This window comes from Halomonas sp. PAMB 3232, from assembly GCF_031954225.1.
Lineage (GTDB): Bacteria > Pseudomonadota > Gammaproteobacteria > Pseudomonadales > Halomonadaceae > Vreelandella.
Genome location: NZ_CP134865.1, coordinates 1083423 through 1108202 on the forward strand (window position 1 = coordinate 1083423; position 24780 = coordinate 1108202).

At 63.0% G+C, this 24780-nt stretch carries 27 protein-coding genes; 17 read left to right on the forward strand and 10 right to left on the reverse strand.

All coding sequences use genetic code 11. The annotated features are described in order from the left end of the window. The first annotated feature begins 21 nt into the window (after positions 1-21). Genes RN346_RS05040 through astB form a run of 4 tightly spaced genes read left to right on the forward strand, consistent with a single transcriptional unit; the run spans position 22 to position 4971 of the window. Entirely contained in the window at positions 22-1095 is a 1074-nt protein-coding gene (locus RN346_RS05040; RefSeq protein ID WP_311960371.1) for an arginine N-succinyltransferase, read from the forward strand. Further along, positions 1095-2138: an arginine N-succinyltransferase gene (gene astA, locus RN346_RS05045; RefSeq protein ID WP_263584701.1), complete on the forward strand. Its 1044-nt coding sequence runs from the start codon at positions 1095-1097 to the stop codon at positions 2136-2138. Before RN346_RS05040 ends, astA begins: the two co-directional genes overlap by 1 nt. Continuing rightward, positions 2135-3622 (forward strand): succinylglutamate-semialdehyde dehydrogenase, encoded by a 1488-nt coding sequence (astD, locus tag RN346_RS05050; RefSeq protein WP_311960372.1) that lies wholly within the window; start codon positions 2135-2137, stop codon positions 3620-3622. Before astA ends, astD begins: the two co-directional genes overlap by 4 nt. Next, the gene (gene astB / locus RN346_RS05055; RefSeq protein WP_311962339.1) at positions 3619-4971 is read left to right on the forward strand and encodes an N-succinylarginine dihydrolase; all 1353 of its coding nucleotides are present in this window, start codon (positions 3619-3621) and stop codon (positions 4969-4971) included. Before astD ends, astB begins: the two co-directional genes overlap by 4 nt. A 26-nt stretch (positions 4972-4997) precedes the next feature. Here the strand turns inward: astB and RN346_RS05060 are convergent, their stop codons facing one another. The 3 genes from RN346_RS05060 to RN346_RS05070 all read right to left on the reverse strand — a co-directional run bounded on the left by RN346_RS05060 (position 4998) and on the right by RN346_RS05070 (position 5758). Next, positions 4998-5369, reverse strand: a complete 372-nt coding sequence (locus RN346_RS05060) for a Fic family protein (RefSeq protein WP_311962690.1) — start codon at positions 5367-5369, stop codon at positions 4998-5000. Positions 5370-5378: 9 nt separating this feature from the next. Further along, positions 5379-5528: a hypothetical protein gene (locus RN346_RS05065; protein WP_311962340.1), complete on the reverse strand. Its 150-nt coding sequence runs from the start codon at positions 5526-5528 to the stop codon at positions 5379-5381. 65 nt (positions 5529-5593) lie between these two features. Next, complete coding sequence (locus RN346_RS05070; protein ID WP_263584697.1) at positions 5594-5758, reverse strand: YhfG family protein; 165 nt, start codon at positions 5756-5758, stop codon at positions 5594-5596. 126 nt (positions 5759-5884) lie between these two features. Here RN346_RS05070 and RN346_RS05075 point away from each other — a divergent pair, with 126 nt between their 5' ends. Next, positions 5885-6310 carry a GNAT family N-acetyltransferase gene (locus RN346_RS05075; RefSeq protein ID WP_311960376.1) on the forward strand — a complete coding sequence of 142 codons (426 nt, stop codon included), beginning with the start codon at positions 5885-5887 and terminating at the stop codon, positions 6308-6310. Between the two features lie 31 nt (positions 6311-6341). Here RN346_RS05075 and RN346_RS05080 read toward each other — a convergent pair whose 3' ends face one another. Continuing rightward, on the reverse strand, positions 6342-7271 hold the full coding sequence (locus tag RN346_RS05080) for an EamA family transporter (RefSeq protein ID WP_311960377.1): 930 nt from the start codon (positions 7269-7271) through the stop codon (positions 6342-6344). Between the two features lie 85 nt (positions 7272-7356). Between RN346_RS05080 and RN346_RS05085 the strand changes: the two genes are divergently transcribed. After that, positions 7357-7863, forward strand: coding sequence for a MarR family transcriptional regulator (locus RN346_RS05085; protein ID WP_311960378.1), 507 nt, complete (start codon positions 7357-7359; stop codon positions 7861-7863). 6 nt (positions 7864-7869) lie between these two features. Continuing rightward, positions 7870-8211, forward strand: coding sequence for a GlpM family protein (locus RN346_RS05090; RefSeq protein WP_263584693.1), 342 nt, complete (start codon positions 7870-7872; stop codon positions 8209-8211). Between the two features lie 7 nt (positions 8212-8218). Here the strand turns inward: RN346_RS05090 and RN346_RS05095 are convergent, their stop codons facing one another. Next, complete coding sequence (locus tag RN346_RS05095) at positions 8219-9121, reverse strand: LysR family transcriptional regulator (protein ID WP_311962341.1); 903 nt, start codon at positions 9119-9121, stop codon at positions 8219-8221. 88 nt (positions 9122-9209) lie between these two features. Between RN346_RS05095 and RN346_RS05100 the strand changes: the two genes are divergently transcribed. Beyond that, a complete protein-coding gene (locus tag RN346_RS05100) occupies positions 9210-9962 on the forward strand; it encodes an NAD(P)H-dependent oxidoreductase (protein WP_311962342.1) in 753 nt (250 codons plus the stop codon). 37 nt (positions 9963-9999) lie between these two features. On the opposite strand, the gene RN346_RS05105 is transcribed toward RN346_RS05100, so the two are convergent. Continuing rightward, on the reverse strand, positions 10000-10980 hold the full coding sequence (locus tag RN346_RS05105; RefSeq protein WP_311962343.1) for an alpha/beta hydrolase-fold protein: 981 nt from the start codon (positions 10978-10980) through the stop codon (positions 10000-10002). Positions 10981-11174: 194 nt separating this feature from the next. Here RN346_RS05105 and RN346_RS05110 point away from each other — a divergent pair, with 194 nt between their 5' ends. Continuing rightward, on the forward strand, positions 11175-11627 hold the full coding sequence (locus tag RN346_RS05110) for a GNAT family N-acetyltransferase (RefSeq protein ID WP_311960383.1): 453 nt from the start codon (positions 11175-11177) through the stop codon (positions 11625-11627). Then, entirely contained in the window at positions 11624-12322 is a 699-nt protein-coding gene (bluB, locus tag RN346_RS05115) for a 5,6-dimethylbenzimidazole synthase (protein WP_311962344.1), read from the forward strand. Before RN346_RS05110 ends, bluB begins: the two co-directional genes overlap by 4 nt. 60 nt (positions 12323-12382) lie before the next feature. Here bluB and RN346_RS05120 read toward each other — a convergent pair whose 3' ends face one another. Next, the gene (locus tag RN346_RS05120) at positions 12383-13765 is read right to left on the reverse strand and encodes a diguanylate cyclase domain-containing protein (RefSeq protein WP_311962345.1); all 1383 of its coding nucleotides are present in this window, start codon (positions 13763-13765) and stop codon (positions 12383-12385) included. A 321-nt stretch (positions 13766-14086) separates the two neighbouring features. On the opposite strand from RN346_RS05120, the gene RN346_RS05125 reads away from it, so the two are divergent. The 6 genes from RN346_RS05125 to RN346_RS05150 all read left to right on the forward strand — a co-directional run bounded on the left by RN346_RS05125 (position 14087) and on the right by RN346_RS05150 (position 19516). Continuing rightward, positions 14087-14815 (forward strand): DUF1963 domain-containing protein, encoded by a 729-nt coding sequence (locus RN346_RS05125; RefSeq protein WP_311962346.1) that lies wholly within the window; start codon positions 14087-14089, stop codon positions 14813-14815. A 37-nt stretch (positions 14816-14852) separates the two neighbouring features. Then, positions 14853-15338, forward strand: a complete 486-nt coding sequence (locus RN346_RS05130; protein ID WP_311962347.1) for a GNAT family N-acetyltransferase — start codon at positions 14853-14855, stop codon at positions 15336-15338. After that, complete coding sequence (locus tag RN346_RS05135; RefSeq protein ID WP_263584686.1) at positions 15335-16246, forward strand: LysR family transcriptional regulator; 912 nt, start codon at positions 15335-15337, stop codon at positions 16244-16246. Before RN346_RS05130 ends, RN346_RS05135 begins: the two co-directional genes overlap by 4 nt. A gap of 104 nt (positions 16247-16350) precedes the next feature. Continuing rightward, positions 16351-17751, forward strand: a complete 1401-nt coding sequence (locus RN346_RS05140) for an amidase (RefSeq protein WP_311962348.1) — start codon at positions 16351-16353, stop codon at positions 17749-17751. Positions 17752-17796: 45 nt separating this feature from the next. After that, positions 17797-18024 (forward strand): hypothetical protein, encoded by a 228-nt coding sequence (locus tag RN346_RS05145; RefSeq protein WP_263584684.1) that lies wholly within the window; start codon positions 17797-17799, stop codon positions 18022-18024. Continuing rightward, positions 18017-19516: a sodium:solute symporter family protein gene (locus RN346_RS05150; protein WP_311962349.1), complete on the forward strand. Its 1500-nt coding sequence runs from the start codon at positions 18017-18019 to the stop codon at positions 19514-19516. The genes RN346_RS05145 and RN346_RS05150 overlap by 8 nt, the downstream gene beginning before the upstream one ends. Here the strand turns inward: RN346_RS05150 and RN346_RS05155 are convergent. Together RN346_RS05155 and RN346_RS05160 are read right to left on the reverse strand one after the other, a co-directional pair. Further along, on the reverse strand, positions 19513-20241 hold the full coding sequence (locus tag RN346_RS05155; RefSeq protein WP_263584682.1) for a class II aldolase/adducin family protein: 729 nt from the start codon (positions 20239-20241) through the stop codon (positions 19513-19515). The genes RN346_RS05150 and RN346_RS05155 overlap by 4 nt on opposite strands. Continuing rightward, on the reverse strand, positions 20238-21173 hold the full coding sequence (locus RN346_RS05160; protein ID WP_263584681.1) for a glycine betaine ABC transporter substrate-binding protein: 936 nt from the start codon (positions 21171-21173) through the stop codon (positions 20238-20240). The genes RN346_RS05155 and RN346_RS05160 overlap by 4 nt, the downstream gene beginning before the upstream one ends. Positions 21174-21584: 411 nt before the next feature. Between RN346_RS05160 and RN346_RS05165 the strand changes: the two genes are divergently transcribed. After that, the gene (locus RN346_RS05165) at positions 21585-22889 is read left to right on the forward strand and encodes a DUF2252 family protein (RefSeq protein ID WP_311962350.1); all 1305 of its coding nucleotides are present in this window, start codon (positions 21585-21587) and stop codon (positions 22887-22889) included. Positions 22890-22903: 14 nt separating this feature from the next. Here RN346_RS05165 and RN346_RS05170 read toward each other — a convergent pair whose 3' ends face one another. Further along, a complete protein-coding gene (locus tag RN346_RS05170) occupies positions 22904-24691 on the reverse strand; it encodes a GGDEF domain-containing protein (RefSeq protein ID WP_311962351.1) in 1788 nt (595 codons plus the stop codon). Between the last annotated feature and the right edge of the window lie 89 nt (positions 24692-24780).

Consider the following 24780-nt stretch of genomic DNA (forward strand, 5'->3'; position numbering starts at 1 on the left):
CTGACGGCAGGGAGGCTGAGTATGCGAATCGTGCGCCCGGTGGCGATGACGGATCTCGACGCGCTGATGGCGCTGGCCGAGAACGCGGTGCCACGGCTAACCAACCTGCCGGCCAACCGGGCGCGCCTTGAAGAGCGTATCGCGCGCTCGCTCGAGGCGTTTGCCCGTGAGGCAGAGTTTCCCGGCGACGAACACTACATGTTCGTGCTGGAGGACACCGGCGCCGAGCGCGAGGCCGAGCGGGTGCTGGGTACCGCTACCATTCGCGCCCAGGCCGGGGCGACGGATGCCTACTATACCTATCGCCAGGAGACGCTGATCCACGCCTCCCAGCAGCTCAACGTGCGCCGTGAAGTGCAAACCCTGGCGCTCTCTCACGAGGTGTCGGATGCCACGCTTCTATGCGCGTTCTCGCTGAACCCGCGCTATCAGGGCACCAGCGCCGAGAGTTTGCTGCGCCGCGCCCGGCTTTTGTTCATCGCCCAGTACCCGGAGCGCTTCTCCAACATTCTGGCGGTGGCGTTTCCGGGCTATCTCGATAGCCAGCAGCAGTCGCCGTTCTGGGAGAGCGTGGGCAATCATTTCTTCGCGCGCAGCTTCCAGGAGATCAACCACATCGCCGGCCTGCGCTCGAAAAGCTTCATCGCCGAGGTGATGCCTCAATTTCCGCTGTATCTGCCGCTGCTCACACCCCAGGCCCGCGCGGCGATCGGCCGCGAGCACCCGGCCCACGAAGGCCCGCTGCAGGAGATGCTGGCAGAAGGCTTTGCGCGCTCGCGCCACGTCGACATCTTCGATGCCGGCCCGATCGTCAAGGCCGAGCGCGAGCGGCTGGAAACCTTTCGCCAGGCCAGCTGGCATCCGGTGCGTATCCGCCCGGAACACACCCTGCCGGACGCCGAGCCTGCGCTCATCGCCAACCAGAGCGCGGCGTTTCGCTGCCTGGTGGCGCGCTATGCGCTTTCGCCGACCGGCCAGCTCATGCTCAGCCCCGAGCACGCCGAAAGGCTTGGCGTCGAGGAAGGCCGCGCGGTGCTGGTGGCGCCGCTGACACTACCTGGTGCCCAGGACGTTCTCGACGAGGGAGAGATGTAATGCGCATTCGACCCATCGCCCGCGGCGATATCGATGGTCTCCAGATGCTGGCGCAGCAAACCGGCGTCGGCTTTACCTCGCTTCCGGACAATCGTGAGTTTCTGGCCGGCAAGATCGAGACCGCCGTCAGCGCGTTCGAGGAGCGCACTCCGGTCGATGACCGGCTCTACTTCTTCGTGCTCGAAGACGACGCTACCGGTGAGCTTGCCGGCTGCTGCGCCATCGAAGGTCAGGTCGGCCGCGAGGTGCCGTTTTATCACTACCGGCTCGGGACGCTGGCGCATTCGTCCGTGCAGCTCGATCTGCACCGCACCATCGACACGCTCTTCTTGAGCTCGGACCACACCGGCGACGCCGAGGTGTGTTCGCTCTACGTGCGCCCGGAGTACCGCGGCGAGGCCAACCGGCATTTGCGCTGCGGCGCGCTGCTCTCCAAGGCGCGCTGGCTGTTCATCGCCGAGTTCCGTGACCGCTTCCCGGACAAGGTGCTGGCGGAGATGCGCGGCGTGTTCGACGAACATCACCAAAGCCCGTTCTGGGAGAGCCTGGGCAAGCACTTCTTCCCGATGGATTTCAACGAGGCCGACCGGCTCACCGGGCTTGGCCAGAAAAGCTTCATCGGCGAGCTGATGCCGAAATTCCCCATCTACACCACCTTCATGTCCGAGAAAGCGCGCGCCTGTATCGGCCAGGTTCACCGCGACACGCGACCGGCGCTCGAGATGCTCAAGAAAGAGGGGCTACGCTGGGAGGGCTACATCGATATTTTCGACGGCGGCCCGACCGTGGAGGCCTATATCGACGATGTGCGGGCGGTGCGCACCTCCCAGGTCCATTCGGTAGAGATCTCGCGCGACCCAAACGTCCAAAGCGTCAGCCGCTGGCTGGCGGCCACCACCACGATCGGCGCGTTTCGGGCCGCCTGGCTCGGCCGCGGCCCGGATGATAACGGCACGATCTTGCTCAGCGAAGAGGAAGCGCGGCGGCTGGATGTCGGCGCCGGCGACACGCTCAGACTACTCGACACTCAGGAGGCGTCATGACCGCACAACCCTTAAGCGCAAAGATGCAGCAGCTGATCGACGGCCGCTGGCGTGTGGGCGAAGGCGCGCGCTTTAGCAAAACGGACCCGGTCGGCGGGCAGGCGCTTTGGCAGGGCGAGGCCGCAAGCCCCGCCCAGGTCGGCCAGGCCGTCGAGTCGGCGCGCGCGGCGTTCAACGCTTGGGCGCGCACGCCGTTTGAGCAGCGCCTGGCGCTGGTCGAGCGCTTCGCCGAGGTGCTCAAACAGAGAAGCGAAGAGCTTGCCTGGGCCATCGCCTCGGAAACCGGCAAGCCGCTTTGGGAGGCGCGCACCGAAGCCGGCGCCATGGTCGGCAAGGTGGCGCTCTCGATCCGGGCGCATGACGAGCGCACTGGCCAGCGCGAAAAAGAGGTGGGCAGTGCGAAGGCCGTACTGCGCCACCGCCCCCACGGCGTGATGGCCGTGTTCGGCCCCTACAACTTCCCCGGCCACCTGCCCAACGGCCACATCGTGCCGGCGCTTCTGGCAGGCAATGCCGTGGTCTTCAAGCCCAGCGATCAGACCCCGCTCACCGCGGATCTAACGCTGCAGTGCTGGCAAGAGGCGGGTCTGCCGGAGGGCGTGATCAACCTGGTGCAGGGCGGTGTCGAGGTCGGCCAGGCACTGGCCGGTGATGGGCGCATCGACGGGCTGCTATTCACCGGAAGCGCAAAGGTCGGGGGGATGCTGCACCAGCAATTCGCCGGGCAGCTCGACAAGATCCTTGCGCTCGAGCTTGGCGGCAACAACCCGCTGGTGGTCAAGGAGGTGTCGGATGAGCGCGCCGCCGTGCTGACCATTTTGCAGTCGGCGTTTCTCTCCGGCGGCCAGCGCTGTACCTGCGCCCGGCGGCTGATCGTGCCCAACGGCGAGGCCGGCGACCGGCTGATCGAAGCGCTCTCGAAGGCCATCGAAACGCTTCACGTGGCCGGGCAGTTCGAGGAGAACCCGGCGCCGTTCTATGGCGGGCTCGTAAGTCCGGCCGCCGCCGACGGCCTGCTAAAAGCCCAGGACGCGCTGGAGGCGCAGGGTGGGCGGGTGCTCAATCGCATGCAGCGCCTTGAAGAGGGTACGAGCCTTGTGAGCCCCGCGCTGATCGACGTGACCGGGCTGAAAGTACCCGACGAGGAGCACTTCGGCCCGCTTTTGAAGATTCACCGCTTTGATAGTTGGGACGAGGCGCTCGCGCTTGCCAACGACACCCGCTACGGGCTTTCCGCTGGGCTGATCGGCGGCGACCCAACCGATTGGGACGATTTTCTGCTGCGCATTCGCGCCGGCATCGTCAACTGGAACCGCCAGACCACTGGTGCCTCGGGCGATGCGCCCTTCGGCGGCGTGGGCGACAGCGGCAACCACCGCCCGAGCGCCTTTTACGCCGCGGACTACTGCGCCTACCCGGTCGCCTCGATGGAGGCCGAGTCGCTGGAGATGCCGGAAACGCTGCCGCCGGGTATTACGCTATGAGCCGCGTGGATGAAAGCGTTCAGGAGGTCAACTTCGACGGCCTCGTCGGCCCGACGCACAACTACGCGGGCCTGGCCGCCGGTAATCTGGCCTCCCAGCGCCACGGAGGGCTCACTGCCAACCCGAAAGAGGGCGCGCTGCAAGGGCTTTTGAAGATGAAATCGCTGATGGAGGCGGGCTACGCTCAGGGCGTGCTTCCCCCCCAGCAGCGCCCGGACCTCGGCGCACTGCGAAAGCTCGGCTTTACCGGCAGTGACGAACGCGTGCTGGCAAGCGCCGCCGACCAGGCGCCGCAGCTTCTGCGCGCGGTGTGCTCGGCGTCCAGCATGTGGACCGCCAACGCCGCCACGGTCACCCCGGGCGTCGATGCGCCGGATGGTCGCGTGCAGTTCACCCCGGCCAACCTGCAGTCGAGCTTCCACCGCTTTCTCGAGCCCGCCACCACCGGCCGTGTTTTGCAGGCCATCTTTCATGACGAGCGCCACTTCGCCCATCACCCTGCGCTGCCGGCAACGCCGGCGTTTTCTGATGAAGGCGCGGCGAACCACACCCGGCTTTGCGGCGCGCACGGTGAGCCCGGCGTGCACCTGTTCGTTTACGGACGAAAAGCGTTTGGCGGTGAGCGCGAGCCCCGCCGGTATCCGGCCCGGCAAACGCTGGAGGCGAGTCAGGCCGTGGCGCGTCAGCACGGGCTTACCGATGCCCAAACCGTGTTCGCCCAGCAGCATCCGGACGCGATCGACGCCGGCGTGTTCCACAACGACGTAATCGCCGTGGGCAACGGCCCGGTGCTGCTCTACCACGAGCTGGCCTTTCTGGACGAGGAGGGCACGCTGGAGGCGCTGCGCGCCAAAATGGCCACGCCCCTGATCCCGGTGCGCGTGCCGGTCGAGGCGATCAGTCTTGACGACGCCGTCGGCTCGTATCTCTTCAACTCGCAGCTTCTTTCCAATCCGGACGGCAGCATGACGCTGGTGGTACCTGGCGAGTGTCAGGAGAACGACACGGTGTGGCGCGTGATCCAGGATCTGATTCTCGCGGGCTACAACCCGATTAGTGAAGTGCTCGTCAAGGACGTCAAGCAGAGCATGCAAAACGGCGGCGGCCCCGCCTGCCTGCGCCTGCGGGTGGCGCTCTCGAGCGCCGAGCGCGAGGCCATCAAGGCGCGGGCGCTGCTCACGCCGGCGCTGTTCGAGGATCTCACCGCTTGGGTCGAGCGCCACTACCGCGACCGGCTGGCACCAAAGGATCTGGCCGACCCGCAGCTTGCTCGCGAGTCGCTCGCCGCCCTCGATGAGCTTACAAAACTGCTCGAAATGGGATCGGTGTATCCGTTTCAGCTGGGGTAGAGGAAGTAAAGGAAAACGCTTGCGTATCAATCCTGAAGCGGCGGCCCGATACAGCTTTCGAATATTGCGGCCAGGGCCTCGTACTCGCACGCCATGGCCGCGATATTTGCCTTTATCCATGTCGCTCGTTCGACACCTGCCCAGGAAATACGGTAACCACAGTTGATAATCAGATGCTCGAAAAAGAGCCGCTGAGTACGTCCGTTACCTTCGCGAAAAGGGTGAATGGCATTCAAATCCCCGTACAGTTCGGCGCAGGCAGCCACGAGAGCGCTCTTATCCAGTTGAGTGAAGTACGCTTGCGCTGCCAGTTTCCTGAAGAGTTTTTCGGATTCGGGCGCTATAAAAGGAACGTGACAGAAGCGCGTGTCTCCCTTTGCAATATCGATGGACCTCAGCTCTCCTGCCTAGTCATAAAGATCATCAAAAAGTCGAGAATGCAGGCGCTGCAGATAGGCGAGGTCAAAAGGCGGTGGTTCGAGCTCAATACTGGCGGCGTTGATCATCGATAGGTCGCGTTCGGCTTCTTCGAGCGTGGCCACCTCATCGATATTCAACTTGTTTCTTAATACGTCAGTACCAGGGTAACAGTAGGGATCCTGACCGGTACCGTACTTATCCATCAGCGTTTTTGAGTTTTCGTATATTTGGCGATCACGTCGGCTTTGGTAAGCCGCGACGTGCGAGGGTCGACCGTAATGCCTTCGAGCGCCATGCTGGACTGATAGTTGGTGCGCCGGACTTCAGCGTTATAACGCCGCTTGGTTTCCCAGGAGAGTGTTTGCATGGGGCCTCCTTGATTCGTAGCACTCATTATAACGTAGTCGCGCTTGAGGTTTCATCAGGTTGTTGTAGCCAATCACCGCGTGAAAGCCGCGTACCTAAGTCGACAAAACGTTTTGGAAATATCGGAATGACACCGTACTTTCGACGAACCAGCGACAAAGCGTTCGCCGCCGATCTCATTCGGCGCAACATGGCCGGCTATTTCGATGCGCTGGGTATGCACTGGGATGATGCCCTGTTCGCGCGTCAGTGGCGCGAGATGGAAAGCTATCAGCTTCTGGTAGAGGGTTCCCCGGTAGGGCTTTTGTGCCTCGATCCTGCTTCGAACGCCTGTACTATCCGTGAGCTGCAAATCGCCTCGGCATGGCGAAGCCAGGGGCTGGGCACCGCCGCCATCGGCTTTGCCGAAACCCGGGCCCGCCGGGCCGGTAGCGCTACGCTGCGATTGCGGGTTTTCACTCTCAATCCGGCGGTGGCACTTTATCGCCGGCTGGGGTTTGGCGTCGTCACCACCGAGGCCGGCGCTCACACGATGGAAAAGCGGCTCGACTAGGCGTTTTGAATGCGCCCTTCTGATCAACGCCTCAGGTTTTCTGGCGAACCTTGTCCAGGTTGAGCAGGGCGATCCCGATGGCGATCAAAAGCCCGCCCAGGAGCAACCCCTCCGGGGCGCTTTCGCCCTGTATGAATATCGCCACCGGCACGCCGAACAGTGCCCCTACCGACCCCAGCAGGCTCAGAAGCACCGGGCCGCCGCTTTTCTGTAGTAAAAAGAGCAGCAGGAACTGCCCGGCAAAAACCACCGCCTGCAGGCCGATCAGTGAGATCAATTCGAGGCGAAGCTGGGGCACCGCAAGCGAAAAGTCGGGCAGCAAGCTCACGCCCAGCAAAAGCACCACCGCGGCCACCAGCATGCCCGGCGCCAGGGTTTCGCCGGCAACGCCTGGCGGCCAGCGCAGCGTGCGGTAAAGATTGCCAATCGCCAGCAGCACCGGGCCGAGTAGTGAAAGCAATATCCAGTGAACGTCGGCCTGCGGGGCGGCGATCTTGTGCGCGGCGAGAATGAGTGCCCCGGCGAGCGCGGTGAGCACGCCCAGGCCGCGGCTTGGCTGAAAACGCTCGATCTTCAGCGCCAGCGCGCCGAGATAGGTCAAAAGCGGCGGCAGGGTGATGATTAGCGCCACGAAACCGGCACCGATATGGGCAATGGCCGAGAAGAACAGCAGGTTGGAGCCCGCCACGCCGACCAGCGCCGACACCGTGTAGTACTCGAGCGTGCGGGCGTTGACCGGCGGCAGCCGGCCCCGCCCGGCGGCCAGCGCCAGCAGAATCAGCGCCGCCCCGGCCAGCGACCAGAACAGAAACGCCAGCGGCGACAGCGCCATTTCGCCGGCCTGCTTGGCCAGGTTGGTGGAAAGGCCCAGCAGTGCCCCACCGGCGAGCAGATAGAGAAGCGGGGCGAGACGCCTTGAGGCGAAGGCCTTATCGTTAAAAACGCGGCGGACGGGCGGCATGACGACTTCCTGTTCAAGTATCTTGATATCAAGGTATTCGACTTTTTATCTTGACGTCAAGGTAAAAAGTCGTAAGCTCGACGCTATGGATCATGTCGATAAAATACTTCTGCAGTGGCAGCGCCAGCGTCCGGAGCTGAACGTGGCGCCGATGGGCACGCTTGGCCGCCTCAAGCGGCTCAACCAGGTGCTGATGCGTGCCATGGAGCATACCTGGGAGCCGTTTGGGCTGAGCGAGTCGAGCTTTGACGTGCTCGCCACGCTCCGGCGCGAAGGCCCGCCCTTCGCGCTGTCGCCAAGCGCCTTGATGGCCTCTACCATGGTGACCTCCGGCACCATGACCCACCGCCTACAGCAGCTCGAAAAAGCCGGGCTCATCGAGCGGGTGAAAAATCCCGAGGACGGGCGCGGCTTTCTGATTTCGCTCTCGAAGGCAGGCTTTGCGCTGATCGACGACGCCGTGACCGCCCACGTCGAAACGCAGCAGGCATTGGTGAGCGGGCTGAGTGAGGCGCAGCGAGCCGAACTCGATGCGCTGCTCAAGCAGATGCTGGAAAGTCTCGATCAGCGCTCCCAGGAACACGCGAGGTAACACGCGATGGCGCTTTTATTGAAATGTCTGCTCGGGGCGCTGGCGGTGCTGCTCATTGCGCTTTTGTCGCGCACCAGGAGCTTTTTTATTGCCGGGCTGGTACCGCTGTTTCCCACCTTCGCGCTGATCGCGCACTACATCGTGGGTAGCGAGCGCGGCATGGCGGATCTTCGCACCACGGCGCTGTTCGGGCTCTGCTCGCTGATTCCCTACGCGGCCTATCTCGCCGCGATCTACTACGCCAGCTACCGATTCGACCTGACCGGCACGCTGACCGCCGCCACTCTGGTCTGGATCGTCTTCGCGCTACTGCTGCTTTGGGGCTGGACGCGGTTCCATTCCGGTTGAAGCGCTTTCATGTCTTCGCGCTTTTGCAGGCGTGTTCGAGTCGCGGGCACAGCGCCTCGCTCACCGTATCCATAAAGGCACGCACCCGCGCCACCCGGCGAAGGTCGGGGTGGGTGAGTAGCCAAAGCGGCGTCGCTAGAGCCCCTATCGGCGTTGTCAGGCGCGTAAGAGCCTCATCACTCTCGCCCAGGTAGCAGGGCAGCACTCCGATGCCGGCACCGTCGCGTATCGCTACCTGTATGCCGAGTAGGCTATCTACTCTGTAGGCGGCACGTTTATCCGCCATCCAAGCCTCAAGGATGGCATCGCCCAGGTGCGCGTCCGGTGCTATCCAGGCCTGATTCGATAGCGTCTTTAATGGGACGTGGCGGTGAACGTCTTCCCAGTACTCGCCTGGCCCATAGACCGCTAGAGCGATATCACCCAAATAGCGGCCCACTAGGGTGTCTGGCGGCGCGTGGGTCGGGCGCAGGGCGATATCTGCCTCCCGGCGCGACAGGCTGTGGCGCTGGTTGGAGAGAGCCACTTCCAGCTCAATCGCTGGATAGCGCTGGCGGAACGTGGTGAGCACCGGACTCAAGAGCCCGGTGAACAACGTGTCCGTGGTGGTGATGCGAAGGCTGCCCGTAAGTGCTATGTCCTGTCCGGCCAGCCGCCGCTCTGCACCGTGGATCTCACGCTGTACGCGCTCGGCGGTGGCGGCCATGTCCTCCCCGGAAGGCGTCGGCGTGTAGCCTTGGCGGTGACGTTCGAACAGCGTCACCGCCAAGCGCCGCTCGAGGGCGTTGAGCCGGCGAAACACCGTAGCATGGCTGATACGAAGCTGCCGGCTGGCGCCGGAGAGCGAGCCCGCTTGGGCGATCGCGAGCACGATCTGCAGGTCATCCCATTTCACTGTCTGTGCATTCATGAAAATCCAGTTGGCATTTTTAGGGAATATTGAAGCAAATATGAACAGAGTAGCCTGTCATTTCTCATCGTGACAGGAAAGCTTGAGCATGAACGTACTGATCATTTCGGCGCATCCGGAGCCGCGCTCGTTCAACGGCGCGCTAGTCGATATTACCGTCAGCCGACTCAAGGCCATTGGGCATCAAGTCGAGGTGGGCGACCTCTACCAGGAACGTTTCGACCCGGTCGAACGCGCCGAGCACTATGCGTCGCGTGGCAGCGGCGAGCCTTTCGCGCCGCTCGACGAACAGCGCGCCCATCACGACCGGCAGGCGCTTCCCAAGGAGATAACCCGTGAGCTTGCACGGCTTGAGTGGGCGGAGCTGGTAGTTTTTCACTTCCCGCTCTGGTGGCACGCTCAGCCCGCCATCCTGAAAGGCTGGTTCGATCGGGTGATGGTCTACGGCGGCCGCTACACCAGTCGCATGCGCTATGACCAGGGGTATTTTCAAGGCAAACGCGCGTTGCTTTGCGTAACAGCGGGCTCGCCGGAGCCTGCCTTCCAGCCTTTCGGCCGGGCCGGGGACATGGCGGCGTGGCTCTGGCCGATGCACGCCTCACTTTATTACGTTGGATTTGACGTGCTGGCACCCCAAGTGAGCTACGGGGTACAGGGTGGTGGAATTGAGTATCAAGGCAAGGCAGCGTTGCGCGAGCACCTGGAAGGCTGTAAGCGGCGCTGGGCAGAGCGCTTGCCGGGTCTTTCAAATGAGGCAACCATTCCCTTCGCGGGTTGGGGGGATTGGAACGAGCAGGGCGTGCTCAAGGAGACATCGCCACTGCGCTGGCGCTTGGGGTGAGTACGTGTCGTCATCGGTAATACCGGGAGTAGTCGAGTCAGCGCGAGGGCTCTCGAGCAGACGCGCGAACGGCATCGACATCGTTCACCCCGGTTACTTCGGCCAGCGCATCCATCAGGGAGGCGCGAAAGGTCTGGCCGTGATTCATGCCGTTAAATTCGCGGTAGGTGGCCGTGACGCCGGCCAGAGCGTCGAGGCGCTCGGCCAGCGTTTCGACGGTATCTGCGGGCACGCTGGTCACGCGACGCAGGTGCTCGCGTACGCGCGGGTCGTTCAGGTCGCGGTGAGAGGTGTCGCGGCGGCGCTCGTCGCCGCCCAGGCTTAGCAGCACCCGGGCCGAGGCGTCTTCGTGATTGGCGATGAAGGCCTGCTCCGGGCCATCGAGAAGCGCGCCTTCGGCCCACCATAGCGACGGGCTGCCCGCGGCGTAGGTGTCGAAAGCGTCAGGGCGGGTGAACAGCGTCGTCAGGGTGAAAAGCCCGCCCAGGGAGTGGCCCCATAGCGTCTGCTGCTGTGGGTCGGTCGTTGCATACTGCGCGATGATCGGGCGAATGCGCTCCTCGATGACCTCCAGCAGGGCGTTGGCGCCGCCGCCCTGGTCGCCGTCCTCAATGAAGGTGTAGTCGTGTACACGTCGGCGGTCGATGCGCAGGTCGTTATCGTAACCCACGAACACCAGCACTGGCGGCGCCGGGCGCTCACCGAGTGCGTCGAGCAGGGCGGCATCGAATTCCATCAGCGCGGCGTTGCCATCGAGCATCCAAAAGGCGGGGTAGTTTGATGCCGGTGCGCTGGCTGCGGGAATGCCCAGGGTGACGCGATAGCGCGTTTGGGAGTCGGTATTCTCGACCGTGAAGCGCTCGAAGCGATAGGCACCTTCGGGCTCGTCGAAAACGGTGTGCCCGATCGTCTGGGCCGGGTCGCGCTGCTGTGCCACGGTGACGGTACTCCATAAAACGCTGACGAAGAGAAACGCAGCGACGGCGCGCAAACGCTTGAGCAGAAAACGATTCGACATGATCCATCCACGGCTGAGGCAGAGACATCAACGTTAATGATAATTGATGTTAATTGACAGAGCGCTGGAGAGGCAACCACGGGCGGCTCATGTGATGATCGCCAGTAGCGCCAGACGGCAGGGCCGTTTGGGGAGTAGCGAGTTCGCGCTATACTCCCGGGCTTTGAACGCCGTGACTGAAAGGACCAGACGTTATGTCGCTACACTTCAACTGGGCACGCATCGATGAGCTCAGCGCCCGGGATTTCCACGAGATCGCCCGCGCCCGCGAGGCGGTGTTCGTGGTCGAGCAGGCCTGCGCCTACCAGGAAGTGGACGCGCTCGACCCGTTGGCCTGGCACCTGCGCGCGACCGTCGATGGCGCGCTTGCGGCCTACGTTCGTGTGGTCGGGCCGGAAGAGAAGTTCGATGAGCCTTCCATTGGCCGGGTAATGACGGTTCGGGCCTTTCGCGGACAGGCGCTGGGGCGTGCCCTGATGACGGAAGCGATTCGCTTTACTGAAGCTACCTACCCGGGGCGCGGCATTCGCATCGGCGCCCAGGCGCATCTCGAGGGCTTTTATGCCTCGCTCGGTTTCGAAACGGTCAGCGAGCCGTTCGACGAGGATGGCATCATGCACATCGAGATGATCAAGCCTGCCCCATGAGCGACTCACGCCACCGCTTTAGTGAGGCCGAGCGCGCCGGGGTCTACCGCGCCATTTTCGAGCGCCGCGACGTTCGCGCACAGTTTCTGCCCGACCCGATCCCGGATGCCGTGCTCACACGCTTATTGGAAGCGGCTCACCACGCGCCGTCGGTGGGCTTCATGCAGCCCTGGGATTTCATCGTTATCGAAAGCCGTGAGGTGCGCGAGAACGTGCTCGCGCTGTTCGATGCGGCCAACGCGGCAGGCGCCGAGCGCTTTTCCGGCGAGCGCCAGGCGCTTTATCGCAGCCTGAAGCTGCAGGGCATTCTCGAAAGCCCGCTCAATGTGTGCATCACCTGCGATCGTCGCCGTGGCGGTAACCATGTGCTGGGCCGCGATAGCGTGATCGACACCGATCTGTTCAGCACCTGTCTGGCGGTGCAGAACCTGTGGCTCGCCGCCCGGGCCGAGGGTATTGGCGTTGGCTGGGTGAGCATCATCGACCCCATCGAGCTTGGCGGCGTACTGGGCCTGCCCGAGTATGTCTATCCGCTGGCCTATCTATGCCTTGGCTACGTCAGCGAGTTTCTGGAAAAGCCGGAGCTGGAGGCGAAGGGCTGGCGCTCCAGACTGCCGATCGAGTCGCTCGTGCATGCCGATCTTTGGGGGCAGCGCCCGGCCGGCGGTTCAGCCGGCCCTTTTGGTAACGAGTAAAACGCGTCGCGCTCTTGACACCGTAAACCCGGCGTTCACTAGTGCCCAACCGATGGCGTATCAATCATCATGGCGCTCTCGGTTCGAGCGCTTATCGTCATACATACGTTCGTCGGCCATCGCCAGTACTTCCTGAGAGGCGACTTCACTTGAACAGGCGCACCCCAGGCTAAGCCCGAGGGCGAGGCGATGCGGCCCGGTGGGAAGGTTGATCACGCAGTATTGGTCAACGAGGTGAGCGCGAATGCGCTCGAGCAACGCTTGAGCCGCGTCGAGGTTTGTCGCTGGCAGCAAGAACGTAAACTCATCGCCACCGTAACGAGCGAGGATGTCGCTCTCTCGGGTGCACGCCTGCAGATGCTGGGCAACGCAGGTAATCAGCGCGTCGCCTGCCTCGTGGCCATAGCGGTCGTTTGCCTCTTTCAGGCGGTCGATATCCATCACGATCACGGCAAAGTCGGCGCCGGACAAGCGTTCCTTGTTGGCGATACAGGCGTGCAGCGCCGAATCGAAAAAGCCGCGATTGTAGAGGTTTGTGAGGGCATCGCGTTCGGCAAGCCGGGTGAGCTCGAGCTGAAGCAGCTTGTTTTCGGTGGCGCCGGCCAGTTGGTCGGCGAACAGCGGCAAAATCTGCTCGAGCCCGCTGTTCTCCTCGGGGGCCTTGACGATGAGCCAGCCCAGGTAAAGGCCGGAGTGGTGATCCATGGGCGTGAGATAGAGCGTGGCGCCATCACCGCGTTGGCGAACGATGGCTCGGCCTGTTTTTTCTGCCGAAAGGTTCTCGGTCAGGGTCGTTAGCTGCTTTCGATCGTCGGCCGTCAAGTTTGCGGTGGCCGCGAACGAATCGGTAGCCGGCCGCGCGCGCTCATGAAGGATCACGGCGAACCCGTAGTCCGGGAAATGGGTGCGCAAGTGATCGAGAAATTGATCGAGCAAGGCGTCAATCGTTGTCGTGTGATGACTGAGCAGGGTCAAGTCGAGCAGGGTTTGAAAGAGGCGATTCTGCATTTCGATGGCGCGCATGTTGCGGCCTATCTGACGATTTTGCTGGTAGGTGACGCGGCCCATCACCATGAAATAGCCCACGGCGCCCGCCCATTGATAGATGTCGACCCGGACATTGACGTAGGGCCGAAAGTCCGGGCCGGTGACCAGCGCGCCGACCAGCGCTGAAAAGGTAAAAACCAGCGCCGAGAGCAGCATGCGGCGTGGCCCGCCTACCACGAGGTTGTTCATTAGGCAGGCCAGCGCCAGCGTGATGGTACCCAGCACATAGAAATCCAGCACGCTGCACCAGAGGCCAAACAACAGCGTATCGAAAAGCAGGTTATTGAACTCGGCACGTTTGGTGTTTTTGGCAAGCGTGGCATGCCAGTAGGCGATCCCCGGCCAAATCAGCAGCATGACGCCGGGCAGTACCAGCTGCCACTGTGTTCCCTCCACCTGCGCAATCCACACCGTGAGGCCAAACGCATGAAGAAAGGCAAACACTCGTGGGCCAGTCGTTGCGAGCGTCAGTCGGTGCAATCGCCGAGGGCGCGGGAGCGCGAAGGAAAATGGCATGCGATGGGGTTCTCGGATCACGGTTTGTGGGAGCCTAGCACGCCAAGCGTGCAAGCGAGCTTACCCATTGATCGTAGGAAAGTATGAGTGAGCGTTGAGGGCGTCACGATAGGGCCTCAGGATAGGGTGTCAAGGTAGAGCGGCGCTTATCGCTTGGCGGGTTTTGGGTTAGAGTCCTACCATCGATAAAGGAATCGCTTCATGGAAGACCGACTCGACGCGCTGCTTGCCCCGCTGATTAAAGAGGCCATGCTGCTTACGCCCCACGCCGACCCCGAGGCGTGGGTGCCATTGCCGGTCAGCAAGTTCGGCGGTTTGCCCTACTTTGAAGCGGGGGCGACGTGGCCTGTATGCAAACTTTGCACCCAACCGCTCACCTTCGTTTTCCAACTTTTTGATGAGACGACGAGCGCGCTGTTTGTCTTTCACTACTGCTTTAACTGCCTGCCCGCGGGCGACGACCCGCGCGACCGTGGGCTCTGGCACGCGCAGTGGTTCACCGCGCCGCAAGGCTATAAGCAGATTCGACTGGCGCCACCCGGCGCCGATCGCAACGCCATCACGCCGTGTCGGATTACGCACCAAACGGTTCGCTCGCTACCCGGCTGGGAAGGGCTCGATACCCAAAGCCCTGAAGCCGAAGGGCTTTGTTGCGAGCTCGACCCGGAAAGCCCCTGGCAGGCTTTTGATCAGGCAGTGACGCGGGCAGGCTGTATCGATGATTTGAAAAGCTGGCAGGGCGGCTACCCGCTCTACCTTCAGGGCGAGCACGTGCCCGATTGCCCCCATTGTCAGGCGTCCATGACGTTTTTCGCCCAGATCGACTCTGAAGGCGAGGCGAACCTGGATTGGGGGGCGGTCGGGCTCATCTACCTCTTTTACTGCGCGCAGCATCCGCAGAGCGTGGAGTTCGTTCGGCAGAACACCTAGACCGCGAACCCGTTTTCATGCACCACCAGGACGACCCATGACGGATACCTTCACCATCGAACGCCTTCGCGCTGACAGCCCACACGTCACGTTGGTGGCGACCTGGACCTTCGAGGCCTGGGGGCACCTGCACCCCGGCCAGACCCTCGAAAAGCAGGTCGCTTTCGTGCGTTCAGAGTGCGGTGAGGGCGGGGTGCCGTCGATCTTCGTGGCGCTGGAAAAGGGGGCGGCGGTGGGCACGGCGAGCTTGATCGCGGACGACATGTCGACCCGGCCCGAGCTTGGCCCCTGGCTTGCGTCGGTGTTCGTCTTGCCGAACCAGCGTGGCCGAGGGATCGCCTCACGGCTGGTCGCACGGGTCGAGCAGGAGGCTTTATCGAACGGCTTCGAGTGCGGCTATCTCTACACGCCGGATCAACAAGCACTTTACCACCGCCTGGGTTGGCGCGCCTTCGAGGAGGTGACGTATCTCGGCGAGCAGGTCACGCTCATGGCGAAGTGCGTCAGCGAGACGGTCCAATGATCAGCGGCCGCGCGCTTCACTACTTCGATACCGTTGCGCGGTGTCGCTCGCTGCGCCAGGCGGCGGCCAAGCTGCACATCGCACCTACAGCGATCAGCCGCCAGATCGATCTGCTGGAGCATCAGATGGGCGCGCCGCTACTGGAGCGAGGGCCCAACGGTATCAGCCTGACTGCGGCGGGAGAGCTATTGGCCGCCCAGGCACAGCACACACTGCGCGATCTGGAGCGCGTCCAGGAGCATATTGCCGACCTCAAGGGCTTACGTACCGGGCGAGTGCGTTTGCAAGTGGCCGAGGGCGTGGTGGCGGGGCTACTTGCTCCAGCGCTGGCCGACATGGCTGCGCGTCACCCTAGGCTTAATTTCGATATCGGCATCGCCAGCGCCGGGCAGATGGTCGAGAGTCTACGCTTGGGTACTGCGGATATCGGCCTGTCATTTTTCATGCCGCGCCACGAGGATATTCTTGTTCTGGAGAGTGTGCGCCTAGAGCACCATGCGGTCATGGCACCAGAGCATCCATTGGCCGCCGCTTGCGAGGTGACGCTCGAAGCACTTGCCGAGCACCGTATCATCTTGCCGGGTGAAACCTTTGGAGCGCGTCAGGCGTTCGAGCGAAGTGCTCATCGGGCGGGCATCAAACTCATGCCTACCTTCGATACCGCGTCGCTCGAGACCCAAAAGGCGCTGGCCCTGAACGGGGCTGGCGTACTCATTCTCCCGCCCATGGCGGTGGCCCGTGAGTGTCGAAACGGTGAACTCAAGAGCATTCCTCTCGCTCCGGACGAGCTCGAACCGGCGCGTATGGATCTCTGTGTCTTTCGTCACCGCACTCGAAGCTTCGCCGTCGAAGCGTGTCTTTCGCTGCTGGCCAAGGCCTTGCAGGCTCATGACAGCTCGCCTCGTTAAAAGTGCACACAAAAAGTGGACACGCTGACATTAAAATTGAAATAGTATGTAGCGCTGACTAACGCCATTCTAAAAGCGTCGATAACAACGCAAAGGACGACGGCATGTTCGAGCTTCATCAATTGACGGCGACCCAGCTGCTGGATGGCTACCGAAACAAGGCATTCTCCCCCGATGAGGTGGCCAAGGATCTGGTTGCTCATATTGAGCGCCACGAAGGACAAATTAACGCGCTTTACGCCTATTCGCCGGAGCGCTTTCTCGACGCTGCCAAGGCTTCCACTGCCCGCTGGTCGAAAGGCGAAAGCCTAGGGGCGCTCGATGGCGTCCCGGTGACGCTGAAGGAACTGGTGGCCACTCGAGGCCAGCCCGTTCCCGTTGGGACGGGGCTGGGTGACCAGACCCCGGCGGCGGCGGACGCGCCTCCCGCCGCGCGCTTGGACGAAGCCAATGCGGTACTGCTTGGCAAAACTACCTGCCCGGATTTTGGCATGCTCTCGTCGGGGCTCTCCTCGTTTCACGGCCTTACCCGTAATCCTTGGGATTTGAATTGTAATACCGGTGGTTCCAGCTCCGGCGCCGGTGCGGCAGCAGCGGCCGGATTCGGGCCTGTGCACATCGGCACTGATATCGGTGGCTCGGTGCGCCTGCCCGCCGCCTGGTGTGGGGTCGTGGGCTTCAAGCCGACCCTTGGTCGTATTCCGATCGACCCTTATTACGTTGGCCGCTGCGCCGGTCCCATGGTGCGCTGTGTCGAGGACGCCGCACTGGTGATGCCAACCTTGAGCCGGACCGATCGCCGCGATGCCATGCGCCTGCCGCCGGAGCGCATCGACTGGCAGGATCTGACGCTTGATATGAACGGTCTGCGTATCGGCGTGATGCTGGATGCGGGCTGCGGATTGGCGCTCGAACCGAACATCGAGGCGGCGGTGACCTTCGCCGCCCAGCGTCTGGAAGCTCGCGGCGCAACGCTGGTGCCCGTGGCTCCCGTACTAACACGCGAGATGCTCGATGGTCTGGATCGCTTCTGGCAGGCGCGCCAGCAAGGCGAGCTCGAAAAACTGAGTGACGAGGAGCGCGCCCGGGTTCTGCCCGCGATTATCGAATGGGCTCGTGGTGCGAAGGAGTCGAGCGCGCTGGATGTGGTGAGTGGCTTTCAGCAGACAATGGCAATGCGCCGCGAAAGCGAGGCCATCTTCGAACAGGTGGATTTCGTGATTTCGCCTACTACACCCAACGTCTCATTTCCCGCCGAGTGGGCTTCGCCGACCGACGACCCGCGCCGTCCCTTCGAGCACATCGCCTACACCGTGCCCTGGAACATGGGCGAGCAGCCGGCGCTTTCACTCAATGCGGGCTATAGCGAGGACGAGATGCCTATCGGCGTACAGTTGATCGGCCCCCGGTTTAACGACCACGGAGTATTGAAACTGGCCTACCAACTGGAAACCGAGCTGGCGTTACCCGTGCGTTGGCCGAAGCTGGATACGCGTGCCGCTTGAATCATGAAAAATGACCTGTCTCCCAACAATCCCAAGAGAATTGCCATGCGTCGTCTTTTCGTATTACCCACCTCACGCGCGGGGTGGGGCCTTCTTGCTGCATTTATCGTGCTGGTGCTGGCCGGCACCTGGCCGGTCATCGGCTTTATCAACCAGGCAGCACTGGTGTTCGGTCTGCCGCTGATGATCGTCTGGAGCTATGTGGTCATCTTTTCCTGCGTGGGCGTAATGCTCGTCGGCAACCGACTCGTCGAGAGGGATGGGCATGAATAGTTCCTGGCCGCTCATCATAACGTTAGGGTACGTGGCCATTGCCATGATCATTGGGCTCAAGGCTCGTGCCGGGCACCGTATGGATACACTGGAGCAGTGGGGCGTGGCCGGGCGAAGCATGGGGCCGGTCACGCTGTATCTGCTGATCGCGGCAGGCAGTGTGAGCGCTTACACTTTCATGGGGGCGCCGGGCTGGGCCTACTCCAAGGGCGTGGCGGTGTTCTACGTGGCGGTGTATCTGGCTTATCTCGCGCTGGTGGCCTGGTATTTCGGGCCCAAGGTTTGGCAGTTCGGCGAGCAGTTCGGCCACGTCACTCAGGCAAGCGCGATTGCGGATCGCTACCAGAGCCCGGCACTCGGCGCGCTGGCATCGCTGGTGATGGCGGTGGGGTCGGTCGCCGTCGCGGTGCTTCAGACCGTGGGGTCGGCCTATATTCTGTTCGTGATGAGCGGTGGCGCCATCCCCGTATGGCTCGGGGTAATCATCGTGCTTTCCTGTATCGCGGTGTATCTCTATATCAGCGGCCAGCGGGCGATCGGGCGCACCAACGCCTTTCAGGGCGCGTTGATGCTGGTGGTCGCTTGGGCGGTGGGGCTCTGGGCGGTGCAAAGTGCCACCGGCGGGCTCGACATGTCCGCGGTGTTCACGCGCATCCAGCAAGACCACGCCGAGTTTCTGACGCTGCCCGGCGCCAAGGGTGATATGAGCTTCAGCTTCTGGACCACCTCGATCATCGTGTCGATGTTTTCGTTCATGCCGCCGGTGTGGACGCAGTGGATGTGTGCCTCCTCGGCGCGCACCATTCGCCGTAGCGCGACCTGGCTTCCGACCTACTACGTGGTGATCCTGCCTGTGGTGGTGGTCGGGTTCATCGGTATCTACTCGCTGCCGGAGCTCGAGCGCGCCGATACCGTGGTGCTGGAGTACGCCATGGCGAACCTGCCGGTGCTGCTGGTGGGCCTTTTAGGCGCCGGTACGCTGGCGGCTTCGATGTCCTCGAGCGAGCCGTTCATTCACTCGGTGGCGCTCTCCGCGACCAAGGACGTGCTGCAGCCGTTGTTCAAGCTCTCGGATGCGTTTACGGCCAAACTCGCTCGTTGGCTGCTGCTGCCGGTGATGGCGCTGATCATCGCGCCGCTGGCGATCGCCGAGCCGGGGAGCCTGGTGATGATCCTGCTGGTGGGGCTGGGGTTTGCCTCTCAGGTATTGCCGGCGTTCATCGGCATGTTCTTCTGGCCGCGCGCCTCGAAGCTCGGCGTCATGGCGGGGATTCTTTCGGGGTTCGCGGTGACCGTGGCGTTCACCACGGTGTGGTCGCATCCGCTCGGCATTCACGCCGGCTTCTGGGGGCTTTTGATCAACCTGCCGATGTTCGTCGCCGTGTCGCTTGCCACGCCCGCCGTCGAGGCCAGCGTGGTCGAGCGATTTTTCCGTATTTCGGCGCCGCGTGGGTTTGCCCGACGCCAAAACGCCGGGCAGGTGCTGCGTTAGCCTTCGCGGCTTTTCAGTCGGCGGCGCTCGGCCTGCCAGGCGCGGCCGGTGCCCGCCTCGCCTGCCGCCCAGACCTCGTACTGCTGGGCGACGTACTCGCCCATCTCCCGGGAGGCCGTGATCAAGGCCTGGCCGGTGCCCTGGGCGGCCAGCTGCGCACGGCAGCTGCGCTCCAGGTCGCGCATGCGCAAAAAGGCCTCGCCAACGCTTTGCCCACAGGTCAGCAGACCGTGTTGGCGCAGGATCATCGCCGAGTTCTGGCCCAGATCGCGGGCCAGCCGCTCGCGCTCTTCGAGATCCAGGGCGATACCTTCGAAATCGTGGTAGCTCAGCCGATCGAAGAACTGTAGCGCCCACTGGTTGAGCGGTAAAAGACCCTCCTCGAGACACGATAGCGCTACGCCGGCCACCGTATGGGTATGCAGCACGCAGTGTACCTCCGGGCGAGCCTCGTGCAGGGCGCTGTGGATCGTGAAGCCCGCTGGATTGATGCCCAGGCCGGTCGGGTCGTCCAGCACTTCACCGCCGGCGTCGACGATCACCAGGTTGTCGGCGCGTATTTCGTCGAAGCGCAGCCCGTAGGCGTTGAGAAGAAAGCGATCGTTTGGCAGGCGCGCCGAGATATGTGTCTCAATACCGTCGTCCATGCCCTCCAGCGCAACGAGCTGGTACGCCGCGGCGAGATCTTCGCGAATGGCCTGTTCGTTCATGGTGTTCGCGCTCATTGGCTGCTCTCCAGGATGGTTTGGGCGTCTTCTCCATCGAACGTCGTGACGCCTTCGAGGAAGGTGGCCACCCGCTCCGGGTGATCCGCCAGCCACTGGCGAGCGACATCCTCCAGCTCGCGCTCTTGTTGGCTGTAGGCGCTAATGAAGGCGCTCTGCTCCTCGGCGGTGAAGGCGAACTGATCGAGCAGGCGCGTCATGTTGGGGTTGGCATCGACATAGTCCTTGGCGACGATGGTTTTGACGTCGTTGTCGCCGTTGCGATCGCCGAAGACGCCGTTGGGGTCGTCGAGAATGCGAACGTCGTACGCCGGCACCATCCAGTGGGGCGTCCAGCCGTAAAACAGAATCCAACGGCCATCGCTGTTGGCCGAGGCGACTTCGCTGAGCATGCCTGGCGTGGAGGAGGAGAGGATCGACCAGCCGGCTAGCCCGTAGGTATCGTGATCGATGGCGCTCTCCATCATCTCGGTGACCGTCGAGCCGCTTTCGATGCTGTAGATCCGCTGCTCGAAGCGCGCCGCGACCTCCGGGTCGGCCAGCTGCTCGGCGCTGGTGATGCCTTCATCGGCGACGTAGCCGGGCACTGCAAAGCCCATACGCGCGCCTTCGACGTTGTTGCCCAGATCCACGATCGTGCCGGAGGCCATCGCGGCGTCGTAGCTCTCCTGTTGAGCAGGGAGCCAGCCGGCCAGGAAGGCATCGCTGTCGCCTTGCTGGAGCGTGCTGTACCCCACCGTCGAGCTCAGTTCTTGAGTCGTGGCGCGGTAGCCCAGCGGTTCGATCAGTTGAGAAAGGATTTCACTTTTGACCGTCACGCCGGGCCAGGGCGGAGTGATCAGGCGAAGTTCACGACTCTCGTCCTGAGCCGCCTGTACGGCGAGTGGCAGCGTGGTGATAAGGGCAAACGTGGTCAGTAGAACTCTTTGCATATCAGCATCCTTTAAAAGCAGTGAATCCGCGAAAGCACGACCTTCGGCGTGGGAGGCGGCGTGGGTGCGTAGCCGGTCGCGGCCTCATCGCTGACGGATATTTTCATTATCCGCAGGGGCGGCCATTACGTTCGATATCACCGCCACGAGGCACGAATAGGGGCTTGCGAACCGGAAGGGGCGTCCAAACGCCAATAGTGAAAATCGTTGAAAAGACTCCTCGATAATGTTGACTTTCTTTATAACTGTAGCCTATTTAGCTGATTAATCTGGTTTTAATGGATTTTTTCAGATCATGAGCCAAGGGGGCTGGGCCTCCAGCTCGTGTCATTGCCAGGCTTGCACTGTCTTAAACCCTTAACGAAGCGCGGCCAGACTGAGGGGCTTGCATCCCTTCAGGAGAGCCGCGCAATGAGCCATCGGCTGGTCGGGCGTAACCGCCCTCAACAGGTTATCGAAGCACTTCACGTAGCCAGCGAGTCGCTACCCGCGGCGCAGCGCCAGGCGAGATTTGCGCGCATGGCGGCGTCGCCGCGGCGCTTTTTCGACGCCACGAATCATCTTTACTGGCAGGATGTCTGGCCCGAGTGGCGCCTCGCGCTGTTTGGCGGCTGGCCAGAGACGCAGACCTGGCTGCACGGCGACGCCAGACTTCACTCCTTTGCAGCAGTGGGGCATGCGGGCCAGCCAATTCGCTATGGTTTGACCGGCGTGGATCGCGCGCTGATCGGCGACTATCAGCTCGATCTGTGGCGCCTGGCCGCAAGCCTTGTGCTGAACATCCGCGAGCACGGCGAGCTTTCGTCAAAAGCGCTCGACCGCGCGCTGTGGGCGCTGGCTCAGGGCTATCGAGAGCGGCTTGACGCGCTTCGAGAAGGCCAGTCGGCAAAAGGCAGCGAGCTCCACAACACCAAGGGCCCGCTCAAGGCGTTTTTGGGCAAGGTGGCGGACAAGCAGCACCCCGGCCGCGCGCTGGACAAGTGGACCGAACTCACCGAGCAGCAGGGGCGACGGTTCGTCCCGCAGCCGAACAAGCTCGCCAACCTGCCGGTGGATGTGGCAAGCCGGCTCAAACGGCTGATCGAAAACGACTACCCGCAAACCCTGCCCAAACCGGTCAAGGAGGGCGACGAGGGCCACTTTCGCGTCAAGGACACGGCGCGCCGGCTCAACACGCTGGGAGTGGAGCACTACTACGCGCTGTTGGAAGGCGGCGCCCGGGGTGAGCACGATGACGTGATCATCGAGGTCGTCGAGCAGACGCCGCCGCCGGCATTTCATCTGTTGAGCCGCGCTGACCAGCAGGGCTGGCGCAAGCTCTTTCCCAACGAAGCACTTCGTCACGCCGCGGCGTTTCACGCGTTGGCGCCCCACGCCGACCCTTATCTTGGCTGGTTGACGCTCAACGACCGGGTCTTCGCGGTGCGCCGGGTGGCGGGGTTCGAGAAGCGCCTGCCTACCCACAAGCTTAAAAGCGCCAAGACGTACCGGCGGCTGGCACATCAGTGGGGCGGGCTGCTTGCCGAGCACCACGTGCAGGCAGCGGCGGCGCTCCACCGGGAGCCCGCGCGCTTTGTCGAGGCGGTGTGTCGGCGCATCGACGGCCGTGAAGAGGCGTTTTGCGAAAGCGTGGCTGCGTTTGCAACGCGCTACGCCGACTGCGTCGAACAGGACTACCGCCTGTTCACCGAGCACTTCATGGGCGGCGCAAGCTAGGGCCGGCCAGGGCACTACCCTGGCCGGCCGGAATGAGGCTGGGCCGAGACGTCAACGTCGTGATAAGCGCCCGCGCGCACGAAGCGGTTGCGCCCGCGGTGCTTGGCGTCGTAAAGCGCCTGGTCGGCGAGCTGGAGCAGCGCCGAGGGGGCCACCGCATCTTCCGGGTAGTTGGCCACACCGCAGGAAAGCGTGACCCGAATCGGTGGCTGTCCTTGGCGGTTGATCGTGCGCGCCGCCATGGACGTCACCAGCGCCTGAGCGTAGCTTTGGCCCTCGCGCGCGGGCAGATCGGTCATCACCGCGACGAACTCTTCACCGCCGAAGCGACAAACGGTGGCGATACCGGACAGCTGCGCCTCGAGGTGGCGGGCGATTTCGGTGAGCACCATGTCGCCGATGGCGTGGCCAAAACGATCGTTGATCGACTTGAAGTGATCGACGTCGATCATCAATAGCGTCAGTGGCCGGTCCAGCGCTTTTGCGTGCTGGCACTCACGTTCGAACAGCGAATCGAAATGGCGGCGGTTGTAGAGCGTGGTGAGCGGGTCCTGGTAGGAGAGCCCGCGAAATCGTGACACGAGCCGGTCGAGCTCTTCGGTGCGCCGGGTCACCTCCTGCTCCAGGGTTTCGTTGGCGCGGGCGAGCTGACGCTGGGTGCGCCGGTAGTGCCACAGAAAGATCGCCGCGTTAGCGAGCGTAAACGCGAGCAGGCCACTGCTCAGCGGCACGAGGCGCCAGCCGATAAAGCCGTGAGCGACCAGCATGTCGAGCACCAACAAGAACGCAAACAGCGTAATGCTCACGATCAACAGGCGCTGCTCGAGAGCGAGCGTCGAAAAGCGCCAGTACGCAAGCGCCAGCATCAGGGGCAGTGTCACGAGCAAAAGCGCGTCGAACAGCGGAAACGTCAGCGGTAGCGCTACCAGCCCAAGCGCCACCGCGGCCATGGAGATGGCCAGGTAGAGCAGATGCAGCTGCCAGACCCACGCCATGAGATGCCGCGTGCGGCCTTCGAGCCAGTGGCCGAGCAAAAGGCCCAGCGCAATCGGCAGGGTGAAATAGCTGGCGGCGCGCAGCGTATCCCAGACCAAAGCGTTGGTGAAAAAGAGCTGGCGCGCCGGCGCCTCGGCGACGAGCATGAGCCCGGCGGCGTAGGCGAACAGCGCAAGGGCACCAAAGCCGCGGCGCTGCGGTCCGACCAGCATGAAAAGGGTGGACAGAATCGCCAGTACGAGCAGCAGCGCGCTGACCGCGAGCGCCTGGGCGGAGCCCTGAAGCACCTGCTGGAAAACGTCGAAGTGCTCCATCACCTGTACCTGCCCCCAAAGGCCGATGCTGGTGTAATCGGAGTAGAGCGCGAAGACGAGCGTGGTGCCAGCGCTTTCAGGAGGCAGCGTGATCACGTGCCAGGGCCAGCCGGCGAAGCGGCCGCGCCCTTCGGCGTCGAGCGCGCCGTGCTGGTAGATCAATTCGCCATCGAGATAGACCCGCCCGACCAGATTGATGCTGGTGATATAGAGCACCGGGTCGTGCCACTCGCCCTGAGGCAGCGTCGTGCGAAGCCAGAGATAGCGCTGGCCACCTCGCCCCGGCGGGTTGGAGGGCGAGGCGACCGGCTGCCAAGCCGCAGGGTCGTTCTCTGTACCGGTGACGCCGTTTTGCGCAATGGGCGCCTCGCCGTAACGGTACTCCCACTGGGTGAGTGGAGCAGGCGGGCGGGCCGCCTGGGCCACTTGTGGCAGGGCAAGCAGTAAGAGCACAAGCCAGCCGCAGCGTGCAAAAAAAGCAAACGAACGCATCTGAGTCTCTTGACCGATACGCAGCACGCCGGCGTTTGGCCGGCTCGCCATCCTTGAGCGCCACGTCAGGAGTTCATGAAGACGTACAT